Origin of the sequence: Christiangramia aquimixticola (assembly GCF_048285835.1) — a bacterium.
In the GTDB taxonomy this organism is placed as follows: Bacteria; Bacteroidota; Bacteroidia; order Flavobacteriales; family Flavobacteriaceae; genus Christiangramia; species Christiangramia aquimixticola.
The window spans coordinates 533,509-547,195 of record NZ_JBLVTL010000001.1 but is presented as its reverse complement, the minus strand read 5'-3'; the positions used below and the strand labels follow the sequence as shown (position 1 = coordinate 547,195).

The window sequence follows — 13,687 nt, the reverse complement described above, 5'->3', positions numbered from 1 at the left end:
GAGGAAACCTGTGTGTTAAGAAACTAGAATAGAAAAATTCCTTGTGAATTTGAATCACTGTTTTGCATTGGTTACAACGGTCTTGGTTAAGGCAAGTGGCGTGGAGTAGGGACACGTTCTTGTCAGCTTTGTTTTTTTGTTACTTGATGTCTAAAATATATCTTTTCATTGGAATACCCGCTATTTGCGCTTAACCGATGTTGTAGCCAGTGCTTTCTGTTTTTTAAGTTTTTTTAGTCAGTTTTAATTTAGTCAGATAATATATAGGCGGAATATTAATTACTATAATTGTCAGTATCAACAACCAATTACCTAACCCATTTGAGTGATTTTTTGCAATTTCAATAGTATGAATCATTATCATTCCAAAAATTACAAGTATTGCTATTTTTAAGAATCTTACTATTCTCATAGTAATAGCATTATTTCCTAGATTATTTCTCTTACCTAAAATATTAGAAGAATTTAAATATTTATTCAAAATTGTCAATCCAATAGTCAAAATTGTACCAATTATGGGAAGAGTGAAAATTTCAAACTTATCACCAAACTTGTCAGCGATTCCATCTATGTTAAAATGAGTAGGAATTTTATCTGGCAGAGTTTTATAGGAAATTATAGATGTCAACCATATTATCATTAAAAATGCCCAGCTAACAATCTCGAGAATTTTATCTGTTTTGTTTATATCAATTTCATTCTTTGATATCATTTTCATTCAACTTATCTGTTCTTTACTGAATTTCTTGCATTGGCTACAACGGTCCCGGTTAACGCAAGTTGGCGGAGTAGGGGACGCGGATTTGTCGGCTTAGTATTGGTTCGTTGGTCAAGTTAATTAATTTCTTTCTAATGCTGCCGCTTATTGGCGATGAACCGTTGTTGTTGCCAGTGCGGCTACCTACCTATTTTTAAAATTTTTATTGCTCCTTGAATTACAAGAATAAATACAATTGTTCCAATAATTAGATCGGGTTTACTTGAATTTAACCAATTGACTAGTAAAGCGGCAATTATAATTCCTACGTTTATTATTATATCATTTGAGGTAAAAATCATACTTGCTTTCATATGTGCTTCTTTTTTACTTTTAGATTTTTGAAGTAGATACAAACAAACTCCATTTGCAATTAAAGCAAGAATTGAAATGATAATCATTGTTGAAAAGTCAGGAAGTTTTTCATTTCCAAAAAATCTTCTTAGTACTTCTGCAAACCCGATCAACGCTAATAAAATTTGAAAATAACCTGCTAAATTTGCAATTTTCTTCTTCCTTACGATTGAACCTCCTACAGCGAAAAGACTTAATCCATAAACAAAAGAATCTGCTAGCATATCTAAACTATCTGCAACTAATCCCATAGATTTTGAGATTAAACCTGTTGTCATTTCTATGATAAAAAATGCAAAATTTATCACTAGTACAGACCAGAGCAATTTTTTTTGTTGAGAATTTTCTTCGAATTGAGTTTGGTCGGTTTGTTCAGTTTTTATTTTCTTAGTTCCTAGTTTTAGTCCGCTTAATGATTTTTCTATGGATTGAATTTCACCTTCGTGAAATACCGTTAATTTTCTATTTGGTATGTCAAAATCGAGATTTTTTATACTAGAAATTCCATCTAATTTCATCCTTATCAGATTTTCTTCTGAAGGACAATCCATTTTTGAAATTTCGAAGACTGACTTATTCATTAAGCTTTAAATTTATCTAGAGGTTGCAAGATAAATTACGAATTTAAACTTGGTAACTTTCTTTTTTAGAAATTTGGTTTTTAAGCTGAATTTTCAATGTCCGCATTGGCTACAACGGTTAGTATATGAAAAGTAGGCGATTTTGAAGCACTAATTTTTCGGTTAAACACAAAGCTTGATACGAGCCAAAAGCTTTTAATTTGGCACTATTTCGCCTATTTTTTATATACATTGTTACCTGCTGGCTTTATTTTTTTCTTTTAAATTCAGGTGTACATAGACTTCCAGTTGCTCCACTTCCATAATTTAAAACTATATTTTCTTTATAAAACATACTCATACAATCATCTGAGTATTCTTCTTGTTGTTCAGCCGTTAAATTCTCATCAAATACAGAAAAACTTAGCAGTGCCATACCGCTAAATCCGTATTCAATTTCAACTGGATTTCTATTACTAATTCCGATGCAATTAGCTTTCTCTAATTTATCATAGAGATTACTAAAAGTTTCTCGATTCCAATTCAGCTTATTTTTAACTAATTCTAATGACTTAGTCTTACCACCATAATTCTTTTCATATTCGGTTTGTGGCGTTTCAATATAATTATCTATGTCGACATCCCATTGTCCGAAGAATTGTTCTCTTTTCGTTGAATCTCCAATTGGTTCATAAACAAATAAGTCGATATTATTTAAGGAATTATATTGAATCCTTACAGTATAATTTTCTGGCACTATGTCACTGAAGTAGTTTTTTAAGTCAGCTATTTCATTTGATTTTTCATCAATATTATTTTTCATTCCTTCTATTGAGCTCATTCCACAACTTGAAAGGAATATTGCAATAATTAGAACACTTATGACTTGATATATTTTCATTTTTTCAGCTTGCAGGTAACTAGTTATATCCACTGCAATATAATTTAACCAAGTAAGTTGCGGGATAAACGCAGATTTAGGTGTCGATTATAATTTCTTTTTCCTTAGCTTTAAGTTAACTTAAATTGTCACCAAATTTGTCACCCGAAAATAAAAAGCCCCGTAATCACAAGAGATTCGGGGCTATAGAGTGGAGTCGGAGGGGTTCGAACCCTCGTCCAAACAAGCAATTCAGATGCTTTCTACACGTTTAGTTTTCACTTGATTGTCGATGCAAAGCCGGCCGAAAACCACCAACTTTACACGTATCCTCACTCGAGTTTCATAACCGCATCAAGGCCCTGCGGTCACTATATTTACTTTATCGGTGCCTCTGGTGTGGACGCCGTAAATCAAGGCTTCCACGAGACATCTCGGCTCCCTGCCTTGCAGGGACTAAGTATAACCTACTGTGATTCGGTTACGCAGCCAAGGCGTAGTTATTCTCGCCGTTTAAAAAAGTGTGAAATATGAGATTTAAGAGCTATATCCCAGCGCTCTACGTGCTTACAACTCAATTAGACTCGCTGTCAAAACCAAGTCGACCCCATAAATTAATGAACATCATCTTTGATATTAGGGCGTTACCCCCTCGCTTTCGCTCGGCGGTCGGGCTATTCGCTTCAATCTTTTTGTTCATTCTTCACAAAAAGGATTTTCGCTGCTATCCCTAACGCATAATTTTCAAAGAAAGCCAATTGTATTAAACAATTGGGCCAGCAAAGATACAGATTTTTAAAAGAACTCTGTTGTTTTGACTGCTTTTCCTGTTAATGAAAATCCTTCAGGAAAGGCGCAAAAATAATATTCTGAGATTTTTTTATTTATATCTTTGAGACACTTCAAAAATAGCAAAACCTATACCAGAATGATAAAATTTGCCCTGATCAAAGAATGCAAAACTCCACCAGACAGGAGAGTGGTTTTCTCTCCCAATATCCTTAAAAAAGTTGTTTCAGAATTTCCGGAAGCTTCTTTTAAAGTGGAAAGTTCTGATATCCGGGTTTTTAGCGATCAGGAGTATCGTGATGCCGGTTTTGAAGTTTCAGAAGATATTACCGACTGTGATGTGCTTTTAGGGGTGAAAGAAGTGCCTATTCCAAATTTAATACCTGACAAAAAGTACTTTTTCTTTTCACATACTATCAAAAAACAGCCATATAATCGTGATCTTCTTCGTGAGATCATGAAAAACAATATCGAGTTGTATGATCATGAGGTGATCACCAATAGTAGAAAAGGTCGATTGGTAGGCTTCGGGCGTTATGCGGGACTCGTGGGAGCCTATAACGGAATTAGGGGAATAGGGATCAAAGAGAAGAAATTCGACCTTCCCAAAGCTGAAAGTTTAAAAGATCTACGCGCTTTACTAAAAGAACTGGATAAGATTAGCCTGCCTAACTTCAAATTTGTGCTTACCGGGAGCGGAAAAGTTGCCCATGGCGCCAAAGAGATCCTCGATCATTTAAAGATCAGGAAGGTAACTATCGAGGAATATTTAAGCTCGGAATTTGACGAACCGGTATATTGTCACATAGATGTGCTGGATTATGCCAAACGAAAGGATGGCGCTACCGGGAGCAGAGCCGAATTTTACAAGGTGCCGGAAAATTATAATTCCAATTTTATGAGGTTTGCCAGAACAAGTGACGTATTTTTTGCAGGTCACTTTTATGGGCAGGGTTCCCCGGTGTTTTATACGGCTGAGGATATTCAGGACAAGGATTTCCGTATAAAATATGTGGCAGATATAAGTTGTGATATCGCCGGGCCGGTGGCAAGTACTATCAGACCTTCTACCATTGCCGAGCCTTTTTATGGTTACGATCCAAAATCTGCCAGGGAAGTAGATTTTATGGAACCAGGAGCAATCACCGTTATGGCTGTGGATAATTTGCCATGCGAACTTCCACGCGATGCCAGTGAAGGCTTTGGTGAAATGTTTATGAAACACGTTATTCCTGCTTTCTTTAATGATGATAAAGAAGGAATTTTAGGTAGAGCAAGAATGACTGAAAATGGAAAATTAACTCCTTTATATTCCTATTTACAGGAATACGTGAATGGAAGTGAATAACCCGAAAGACAAATTTTATATTTAGAAAATCAGTCGTTAGCTACCGGCAAACGGAGAATCAAAGATTCCCACAGCCAGTTCTGCCCAGATTATTGCAAGTATTAGTAATACTATTCCGCAGAGGATAATCCGGTTTCTGGTAGATCGAACTTTCTTTAAAATAAAGTCAATCGTAAACCCGGTGACAAGCAATAGTAAACCCATTACCACAAAATCTCCCGTGGTCCACATCACTTGGGTGCTAAACTGCATAGCAATAAGCGGGATTAGTAGAATACCGCCAACAATTAAAGGGATCGTTAAATGTCTCGTATTAACCATGATTAATCAGGTGTTTGATTTTGAGCTATTTAAGTTAAAGACAATTTTTGTAATTCAGAGATTTTATCTAAGTTTTTTTACTTAGGCTCATTGCAATTTCACCTTGCACAGACCAACTTTCAATAAAATTTCACCATAAATGAAAAAAAAGATCCCGTCATAAATGACAGGATCTCTTAATTAATTTCTGTTTTGATTAAAGATCTGCTTTCGGATTGTTTGGATCGAAAGGTTCCGGGTTATCAGGATTGTTAGGATTAGCCGGATCGTTAAAATCTCTTCTATTCTCAAATCCCGGGTTGGTAGAACCTGGAGTAGTCCTGCTACTGGAGCCATGATTAATTTTAGAGTCATCATCCTTGAACTTTTGAATGATCTCTTTAAAATGTTCTCCTGCGGCTTCTCTTCCACCCAAACCATAACTTAATGCTACGGCTACGGCGATAGCACCAAGGGTTAATCCAAAGGCAAGCTCCACGATCTCATTAGCAATACCCATTGTCTCCAGGGCGATCGCAAGGAATAAGGCCAGGGAAGCCCAGCGTACAATTTTTGCAATAAAATTGTTCCCGCTTCCTTTGCTCATACTATCGTAAATAAGCAACGAGATGTAATTCCCTACAGCTAATATTATTAAACCAAATAATATCTGTCCTGTAATTTCCAGAATTTGATCCAGAGTTTCTGAAAGTTGGGTAAGACCAATAATTTCAACAGCAGTGATGATCCCGAAAAACACCAGGAAGAAATAAATAAGGTTGGCTATGATCTTTGATAGGGATTGATTTGCGCCAATCATATTGTGAATCTGGATCTTTTCAGCAGCTCTGTCAAGTCCCATGCTTCGGAAAAGGTCTTCAAGAAAATCTGCCAGATATTTCCCTCCCCAGATGAATACGATAAGAATAATACCGGCAATAATTATTTCACCAATCAGCTCAGTAAAATCAGCCAGGATATCATTTGCCGGACCTGAGATTGCTTCCAGTTGCAGCGCGTTAAAAGCCTGAATTAAAAAAGGGATAAATATTAGAATGAAAACAACCTTTTTAAGGATGTTCACCAGTTTATCTGTATCCTTAAACCCGGTTTTATCTACCATTCTGTCCAAAAATGTTCCTCCAATTTTAATTAGGTTGGAAACAAATTTCGCGAGAATGTAACCTATAAAACCAATTAAGATCGCTCCTATAAGGTTAGGAATAAAGGTCAGGAATTCATTAACCATATTTTCCAGGGGTCGCATTACCTGTTCTACCCCAAGAATTTCCAGGACCACCAGGATCACAATGATCATTAAAACATAATAGACAATGTTACCTATAAAAACGTTGGTGTCTCCTGTTCCTCCTCTGCCAAATACCTTTTCATCCCACTGGGTTTTTCTAAGTATACGAACTACGAGAGATTTGATTAGTTTGGCGATAAGCCACCCCACCAATAGAACTAATAGGGCTCCTAACAGATCAGGTAAAAAATTAGTAACCTGATCTGCAAAATGTTCCAGTTGATTTCTCATTATTAAATTGATTTAGTTAGTTGAACCAATTTACTGAGAAATCAACACTGCATATTTGTGATTAACAATTGTTTATGTTTTCGGTTAAGGCTATTATTTTTGTAAAATATTGGGATGATTTAGGCCTATTTTGCAACCCATAGAGGGATTTTAAGTTCCCGGTCAAAGATTTCATCGGTTACATTTCCTACTAATAATGAGGAGAATACATTCCCACCTTTATCTGCTACCACCAGTAGATCTGCCCCGGCTTTTTCGGCTTCAAGGTTAAGTTTTTCAGCGACACTGGCTTCCCGTCCCCGGATGATCTTCATTTCACTATCTGATATCTTATGCTTTTTCAGAAATTTTTCGAATTTTTCTCTGGTATGCTTTTCAATTTTAGGGAGCATTTCCTCTTTATTCAAATATGGCGTGAATTGAACTGGAACATTATAAATATTTACTCCCGTGACCTTGGCACCGGTGGCATTTGCGAGATAAGTGGATAACCTGAAAACCTTCGCCGACTCATGGGAGAAGTCTGTCCCTCCCCAGATATTGTTCATTTCGAGTTTTACATTATTGGGAACTGAGACTATGTCACATTTAAGGATGCGCATTAGTTTATCTGAAACGATTCCCGTCCCATCCGTCTTTGATTTATTCCCAACTACCACAAGATCGATGTGATATTTTTGGACTATATAATTAATAAGCGATTCGGTATAAGAATCTTCTGAAATCAGGACCTGCGAAGGCACATCTGCCTTAAAATGGGTAGCTACCTTTTCGTCAAGTTCGTCACTTATTAATTTCTCCAGATCCAGATCTTTCAGGTGCTCCTGGAATAATTCTGAGATCTCATACTTCTTGATATTATGCACAAAATAAACCTTCTCCGGGTTCAATTTTTCCGATAAGAATGAAGCATATTTGATGAGGTCTGTATCGGTCGAAGTCAGGTCAAGCGCAACGAGGATCTTATCTATACTTTTCATAACTTATCTTTTTTCTCTGGTTTATGGAAACTTCTTTTATTCACTAATTCTGAAACTATCTGCTCATAATTTTCCAGCTGCTTTTCAGATTTCTTTTCTTCCATTTTCTTCAAATCTTCATTCAGCCCTTTGTATAGTGAGTAACACATTATAAGTAAAATAACGGCAAAAGGGAGACCGGTGACTATGGTTGCTGTTTGCAGGGCCTGTAATCCCCCTCCTATTAGCAGTACTGCCGCCACGGTTCCTTCCATCACGGCCCAGAAAATTCTTTGACCTACCGGGGCATCTATTTTTCCTCCGGAAGTAAGGCTATCTATCACCAGGGATCCGGAATCTGAAGAAGTAATAAAGAATCCGGCGATCAATAATATGGCTATAATATTGATCACCATGGCCAATGGATAATCCTGAAAAAACACGAATAAAGCAGTGGCAATATCATTATTTACCGCTTGAGACAATACCTCATTTCCACTCATAATTTGTTGGATAGCGGTACTACCAAAAGCTGACATCCAGAAGAATGTTACCAGAGATGGCACCAGTAAAACTCCTAATACAAATTCGCGAATGGTTCTACCTTTTGAAATTCTGGCGATGAACATCCCCACAAATGGAGACCAGCCAATCCACCAGCCCCAATAGAATACGGTCCAGGCATTTTGCCAGGTTCCCCCGGTATAAGTTTCACTCCAGGTAGAAAGGTCAATAAAGTTAAACAGATAGCTTCCTGTATTTTCGACAAAAGATCTGAAGATAAACAGAGTTGGACCTAAAATCAAAGCCAGTAAAAGCAATACTAGGGCAATTCGCATATTCCATTCACTCAGTATTTTTACTCCTTTATCTACCCCAAGAACTACTGATGTTGTTGCGATTAGAGTAACTCCTGCGATTAGAAATACCTGTGTCTGGATTCCTGCAGAAATACCAAAAACATGATTTAATCCGGAGGCGATCTGTTGAACTCCGAATCCTAATGAGGTGGCAAGTCCAAATAAAGTTGCCAGTACGGCGAAAATATCGATCACATCACCCGTTTTACCATAAATACGGTCGCCCAGAAAAGGGTAGAAAATAGATCTGATAGTTAAAGGTAAGCCTCTGGTATAGGTAAAATAACTTAAGGATAAACCCACCAGCGCGTAAACAGACCAGGCATGAAATCCCCAGTGTAAAAAGGTGAAATTCATAGCCTCTGTTGCTGCTGCTACCGTGCCTGCTTCAGCCATGGGAGGACTATTAAAATGCATTACAGGTTCCCCTACACTAAAGAACAAAAGCCCAATTCCCATACCGGCGCTGAATAACATGGCAAACCAGGATAAGGTTTTGAATTCGGTTTTAGCATTGGGGCCACCTATGCGTAGATTTCCAAATTTGCTGAAAGCAAGATAAATAAGGAAAATCAGGAAAATATTTATAGAAAGTATAAAGAACCAGTCGGCATTATTAGCCACTTTGGTTTGTAGATCTGCAAAAAAGTCTTTAGCTCCATCTTTAAATATCAGAGTTAATGCAATACTGATAATTATAAAGATTACTGAAGTGAAGAACACCGGGCCATTCACTTCCAAACCAAATATTGACTTTTTTTCGTCGCTTCTTGTAACTTTTTCAGCCATAAAATTTTATTCAGGTTAGTTTAAAAGTAGTATCCAAGATTGATGTTGAATCTTGCTTCCCATTTTGCATCCGGATTTCCCGAAGAGAAATCGTCTACAAAATTACCTCCCAGCCAGGAGTGATTATATCCGGCTGCATAGTCTATATATGTGTAAAGTTGTCCGGCAGAAATAAGGACGCCGGTCACATTCATAAATGAATCTTCAAAACTGTCAATTTTCTTATCCATATAACCAAAATCATTATAAAACTGAAGATTGCTTATAGGACCTAAATTCACCGGAACACTTTTGGCAACTGCGAAGGTATAGATATTGAAATCTGCCGCTACCTCATAAGGCGCACCATATGCTCCCATTTTTATAATCTCTCTGGATTGGCCGGCAGCATTTTCGGGATTCTTGTTGATGGTCATCCCCTGAAGTTTCAGGTTCCAGTTTTTGTAATCCATTTCATAATGTAGTGCCAGCCCATTATGCGATCCTGTTTTCTTAGTATCCAGATTATATAAACCACCGTATTGTGCTGAAACTCCAAGTCGGTTTTTAATGGAATCCCCAAACTTATAGATCAGCTTTCCATTGATCTGGTTTACTTCCTTGTTGCGCCCAACTACATCGTAAGAATACCGGTTGGGAGAGGATTCGGTGGTACCACCAAATTGCAGTTCTTCAGAATTTTTATAAAAGGCAAGGTTGTACTCAAAAGTATCGTCTATGTGAAGATATTTCACACCCATATCATGATCGTCTTCAAGTCCAAAATAATAGGTGAGGTTAAAAAACCAGTTATGGGAATTGTATTGTTGAATACCAAATGGCACCTGATTCAGTCCAACCTGAATCTCATCTTTTTCATTAAACCGATATCCAATCCATCCCTGTTTTAGGAAACCTCCTCCAAAACCTTCAGAATATAGCCGATATTCGGCATCAAGATAAATACCTTTGTATTCTCCTCTGGCATTGATCCGGAACATATCGTACCCAAAATCTCCGCCGCGGTCTTTCTGTCCTTCTTTCCAGGACGAATAATTGTAATTAAACCTAAGAGCTCCACCTATGTCAATAACGGGTTTGTCTTGCGCAAAGACGTCATTTCCGGATAGTAGAATGGACAAGATGAGAAAACTTAGGAAAGCCTTCGAGTGTAGTGTAATTTTTTTCATAGTGTAGGGTAATGAAATTCAAAATTACAGGTAATAAAATGCAATCCATGCTGAGGTACAGGCTCTTAACAATAGTTTAAGGTCATCTGTAATGGTTTAACTTTTTTTTAAAAGTAATAGCCAATATTGATATTGAACCTGGCTTCCCATTTTGCATCCGGATCACCCTGGGCGAAGTCATCTACAAAATTACCGCCCAGCCATGAGTGGTTGTAACCGGCAGCATAATCTATAAATGTATATATTGGCCCGGAGCTAAAGAGGACTCCCAGCACGTTCATATAAGAATCTGTAAAGCCAGCGGCTCTTTTATGCATAAAACCAAAATCGTTATAGATCTCCAGATGTTTAAACAATTTCGTGTCGATATCAATTATCCGGGATATCCCAATGTTATAGATCTCAAACTGTGAAGCTACTTCATAGGGGAATCCAAAAGAACCCATTTTAATAATATTATCCGGTTCACCGGGTGCATTTTTGGGATTGAATCCTGCGGTTAGTGCTTGAGTTTTAATAAACCAGTCTTCGGTTTTATACTCATAGTGAATGGCAAAGGCGTATCTGTCACCAGTTTCTTCAGTATCCAGATTGTAAATGCCACCATATTTGGCTGATACTCCAAGGCTGTGCTTGTCGAGAAAAGAAGGTTTATAAATGATCTTTCCGTTAACCTGATTTACTTCTTTATTTCTACCTACGATATCATAGGAGTATCGACTATAAGAATGTTCTGTATTGTTCCCAAACCGTAATTCTTCAGCATTTTTAAAATAGCCGAAATGGTATTCCAAATTTTCTCCTGTGTAGGTATAAGTGATCCCCATATCATAATCATCTTCAAGTCCTACGTAATAGGGAAGATTCAAAAAGAAATTATGGGAGTTATAACGTTCGATTCCAAAAGGTACTTTGGCCAGGCCTACTTCAAGATTTCGTTTTTCATCAATATTATATCCTATTACCCCATGTTTTAAAAAGTCACCTCCAAAAAGATCTGAGTAAAATCTATATTCCGCATCCACATAGATTCCCTGGTAAGAACCCTTTACGTTCAACCGGAAGAGATCATAACCAAAATCTCCACCTCTGTTTTTCTGACCTTCCTTCCAGGAAGATAAATTGTAATTAAAACGCAGGGCACCACCAAGATCAAGTTGCAAACTATCCTGAGCATAACTTTTATTGTCCTGGAGAAATATTATTAGGATGAGGATTGACAGGATGGATTTTAAACTAAAAGGGGAGCGATTAAGGCGCATTCTAAGTGGTTTAAGGTTGGTGTTACCCTAAAGGTAAAAGCAATAATTCTTTCTATGAAGGATTTAAGAATTCTTTAAAATTAGAAAATAAAAAAAGCCACTTAAAAAAGTGGCTTTTGGAAAATTGATAAGTCATCTATAGACTTTTAATCGTCTTTCGTATTGCAACAAGGTTGCTAAGAAGTTTTTCCAGGTGCGCCAGATCCAACATATTTGCGCCATCACTTTTGGCGTTTGCCGGATTAAAATGTGTTTCAATAAAAAGTCCGTCAACATTGTTAACCACACCTGCTCTGGCAATGGTCTCGATCATATCTGGTCTACCACCTGTAACTCCGCTGCTTTGATTAGGTTGTTGTAAAGAGTGAGTTACATCAAGTACGGTTGGAGCAAATTCTCTCATGGTAGGAATTCCTCTAAAGTCGACTATTAAATCCTGATAACCGAACATAGTTCCTCGATCTGTCACTATTACCTGTTCATTATTACAATCGGTTACTTTGGTTACCGCATGTTTCATGGCATCCGGACTCATAAACTGTCCTTTTTTAAGATTAATCACCTTTCCGGTATTAGCAGCAGCTACAACCAGATCTGTTTGTCTAACCAGAAATGCCGGAATTTGTAAAATATCTACATATTCAGCAGCAAGGCTGGCATCACTAATTTCATGGATATCTGTAACCGTTGGTATTTCAAAAGTCTCTGAAACTTTTCTAAGGATCTTAAGAGCTTTTTCATTTCCTATCCCGGTAAAACTATCTATTCTGCTTCGATTAGCTTTTTTAAACGAACCTTTAAATACGTACGGGATTTCAAGTTTATCGGTAATAGTAAGCACTTTTTCGGCTATACGAAGAGCCATGTCTTCACCTTCAATAGCGCAAGGGCCTGATAGAAGGAAAAAGTTATCACTATTAATATGTTTGATATTCGGGATCTTATCGAGTCTCATCTATTATAATTTGTCGCAAAGATAAATGAATTAATGGGGGAGTGCAATTAGTGGTAAATTGAAAATAGTTGTTGGTAGATGCTAAAAAGTTGTAAATTAGGTACTTAATTGAAATAATCCTTTGCACATGAAAATTCAAGAGTTTATAATTCCACAACTGGAACAGGAAGTTGCTTTGACCAAAACGTTTTTGAAAAGAATTCCGGAAGATAAACTGAATTGGAAACCTCATGAAAAGTCAATGACGATCAGGCAAATTGCGAATCACCTGGCTGAAATTCCTGCGTGGATTTCTGGCACTATGGAGGCCGAATATATGGATGTAAAAGGTTATACACCTCCAGACCATGAAAAGGTAGAGGATGTATTGAATGAACTTGCCAATAACTTTACCGCTGCTAAAACTTCTTTGAAAAAATCTGATGATGAATTTCAACGTATGTGGTCAATGAAAAAAGATGGAAATGTGATCTTTGCCATGCCCAGATTCAATGTTCTGCAAACTATGGTTTTAAATCAATTTCCTCATCACCGGGCGCAATTAGGTGTATACTTTAGATTACTTGATATTCCGGTACCTGCGACTTACGGGCCATCTGCAGATGAATCATAAAAAAAGCCACCTTGATCAGGTAGCTTTTTTGAAAAATTTATTTTGGACTTATTACAGCATGGTGATCTCACCACAAGCTACAGGAATGGTAGCAACATAAGAACCGTCATTATCAAGTCCATGTAGTACGATCACTCTGTTTTCCAATTGAGCAATTTCCTCTTTGGTAGGAATTCCATTTTCACCAAGCTTATAAGTTTTCTGGTAAGTGATAAATCCATTTTCATTGGCCATTGGGAAGTCTTTTAATGGCAACAAAACTTCTCCGTAAAATGGAGCACCTTCAGGAATAGTGATTATTCCATCTTCATCTGTATCTGCCGAGGCAGGAGGGCAGGTAGCATTCTTAGTAGCGTCTGCCAGTCCATGGATATGCTGTGGATGTTCCATATTAGGAGTCATTCCCTGAGCTTCTACAATTACAGTTAATTCATTTCCTTCCAAAATAATACTTGCTGTCCCGCTGGCTCCGGAATCATTTAATGATGATAATTGTGCGGTATAAGTTTCCATTTCGCTGGTAATGGCATCATCGTCATCGCTACAGCTGGT

Annotated in this window: 13 protein-coding genes and 1 other RNA gene; 2 read left to right on the top strand and 12 right to left on the bottom strand. The window is 37.3% G+C overall.

Annotation, left to right across the window (positions count from 1 at the left end):
* Window positions 1–223: 223 nt before the first annotated feature.
* From ACNKXV_RS02450 to ssrA, 4 genes are all read right to left on the bottom strand, one after another.
* On the bottom strand, window positions 224–718 hold the full coding sequence (locus tag ACNKXV_RS02450) for a DUF1648 domain-containing protein (protein WP_417906109.1): 495 nt from the start codon (window positions 716–718) through the stop codon (window positions 224–226).
* Window positions 719–897: 179 nt separating this feature from the next.
* Window positions 898–1,692: a cation efflux transmembrane domain-containing protein gene (locus tag ACNKXV_RS02445; RefSeq protein WP_417906108.1), complete on the bottom strand. Its 795-nt coding sequence runs from the start codon at window positions 1,690–1,692 to the stop codon at window positions 898–900.
* Between the two features lie 247 nt (window positions 1,693–1,939).
* Window positions 1,940–2,605, bottom strand: coding sequence for a hypothetical protein (locus ACNKXV_RS02440; RefSeq protein WP_417906107.1), 666 nt, complete (start codon window positions 2,603–2,605; stop codon window positions 1,940–1,942).
* A 155-nt stretch (window positions 2,606–2,760) separates the two neighbouring features.
* Window positions 2,761–3,160: a transfer-messenger RNA gene (gene ssrA / locus ACNKXV_RS02435) on the bottom strand.
* A gap of 319 nt (window positions 3,161–3,479) precedes the next feature.
* Between ssrA and ACNKXV_RS02430 the strand changes: the two genes are divergently transcribed.
* Complete coding sequence (locus tag ACNKXV_RS02430) at window positions 3,480–4,688, top strand: NAD(P)-dependent oxidoreductase (protein ID WP_417906106.1); 1,209 nt, start codon at window positions 3,480–3,482, stop codon at window positions 4,686–4,688.
* 36 nt (window positions 4,689–4,724) lie between these two features.
* Here ACNKXV_RS02430 and ACNKXV_RS02425 read toward each other — a convergent pair whose 3' ends face one another.
* The 7 genes from ACNKXV_RS02425 to kdsA form a co-directional block, all read right to left on the bottom strand.
* Window positions 4,725–5,009: a hypothetical protein gene (locus ACNKXV_RS02425; protein WP_417906105.1), complete on the bottom strand. Its 285-nt coding sequence runs from the start codon at window positions 5,007–5,009 to the stop codon at window positions 4,725–4,727.
* A 196-nt stretch (window positions 5,010–5,205) separates the two neighbouring features.
* Window positions 5,206–6,528, bottom strand: a complete 1,323-nt coding sequence (locus ACNKXV_RS02420; RefSeq protein ID WP_417906104.1) for a mechanosensitive ion channel — start codon at window positions 6,526–6,528, stop codon at window positions 5,206–5,208.
* A gap of 125 nt (window positions 6,529–6,653) precedes the next feature.
* The gene (locus ACNKXV_RS02415; protein ID WP_417906103.1) at window positions 6,654–7,508 is read right to left on the bottom strand and encodes a universal stress protein; all 855 of its coding nucleotides are present in this window, start codon (window positions 7,506–7,508) and stop codon (window positions 6,654–6,656) included.
* A complete protein-coding gene (locus tag ACNKXV_RS02410; RefSeq protein ID WP_417906102.1) occupies window positions 7,505–9,136 on the bottom strand; it encodes a BCCT family transporter in 1,632 nt (543 codons plus the stop codon). Before ACNKXV_RS02410 ends, ACNKXV_RS02415 begins: the two co-directional genes overlap by 4 nt.
* 20 nt (window positions 9,137–9,156) lie before the next feature.
* Window positions 9,157–10,305: a hypothetical protein gene (locus tag ACNKXV_RS02405; RefSeq protein ID WP_417906101.1), complete on the bottom strand. Its 1,149-nt coding sequence runs from the start codon at window positions 10,303–10,305 to the stop codon at window positions 9,157–9,159.
* Window positions 10,306–10,412: 107 nt separating this feature from the next.
* Window positions 10,413–11,567 (bottom strand): hypothetical protein, encoded by a 1,155-nt coding sequence (locus ACNKXV_RS02400; RefSeq protein ID WP_417906100.1) that lies wholly within the window; start codon window positions 11,565–11,567, stop codon window positions 10,413–10,415.
* Between the two features lie 136 nt (window positions 11,568–11,703).
* Complete coding sequence (gene kdsA, locus ACNKXV_RS02395) at window positions 11,704–12,522, bottom strand: 3-deoxy-8-phosphooctulonate synthase (RefSeq protein WP_417906099.1); 819 nt, start codon at window positions 12,520–12,522, stop codon at window positions 11,704–11,706.
* A gap of 127 nt (window positions 12,523–12,649) precedes the next feature.
* Between kdsA and ACNKXV_RS02390 the strand changes: the two genes are divergently transcribed.
* Window positions 12,650–13,135, top strand: a complete 486-nt coding sequence (locus ACNKXV_RS02390; protein ID WP_417906098.1) for a DinB family protein — start codon at window positions 12,650–12,652, stop codon at window positions 13,133–13,135.
* A gap of 51 nt (window positions 13,136–13,186) precedes the next feature.
* On the opposite strand, the gene ACNKXV_RS02385 is transcribed toward ACNKXV_RS02390, so the two are convergent.
* A partial coding sequence (locus tag ACNKXV_RS02385; RefSeq protein ID WP_417906097.1) for a hypothetical protein occupies window positions 13,187–13,687 on the bottom strand: 501 nt, incomplete at its 5' end.

Coding starts and splice junctions, on each gene's coding strand:
- ACNKXV_RS02450 (WP_417906109.1), bottom strand. CDS start 718: ATGAAAATGATATCAAAGAATGAAATTGATATAAACAAAACAGATAAA.
- ACNKXV_RS02445 (WP_417906108.1), bottom strand. CDS start 1,692: ATGAATAAGTCAGTCTTCGAAATTTCAAAAATGGATTGTCCTTCAGAA.
- ACNKXV_RS02430 (WP_417906106.1), top strand. CDS start 3,480: ATGATAAAATTTGCCCTGATCAAAGAATGCAAAACTCCACCAGACAGG.
- ACNKXV_RS02425 (WP_417906105.1), bottom strand. CDS start 5,009: ATGGTTAATACGAGACATTTAACGATCCCTTTAATTGTTGGCGGTATT.
- ACNKXV_RS02420 (WP_417906104.1), bottom strand. CDS start 6,528: ATGAGAAATCAACTGGAACATTTTGCAGATCAGGTTACTAATTTTTTA.
- ACNKXV_RS02415 (WP_417906103.1), bottom strand. CDS start 7,508: ATGAAAAGTATAGATAAGATCCTCGTTGCGCTTGACCTGACTTCGACC.
- ACNKXV_RS02410 (WP_417906102.1), bottom strand. CDS start 9,136: ATGGCTGAAAAAGTTACAAGAAGCGACGAAAAAAAGTCAATATTTGGT.
- ACNKXV_RS02405 (WP_417906101.1), bottom strand. CDS start 10,305: ATGAAAAAAATTACACTACACTCGAAGGCTTTCCTAAGTTTTCTCATC.
- ACNKXV_RS02400 (WP_417906100.1), bottom strand. CDS start 11,567: ATGCGCCTTAATCGCTCCCCTTTTAGTTTAAAATCCATCCTGTCAATC.
- kdsA (WP_417906099.1), bottom strand. CDS start 12,522: ATGAGACTCGATAAGATCCCGAATATCAAACATATTAATAGTGATAAC.
- ACNKXV_RS02390 (WP_417906098.1), top strand. CDS start 12,650: ATGAAAATTCAAGAGTTTATAATTCCACAACTGGAACAGGAAGTTGCT.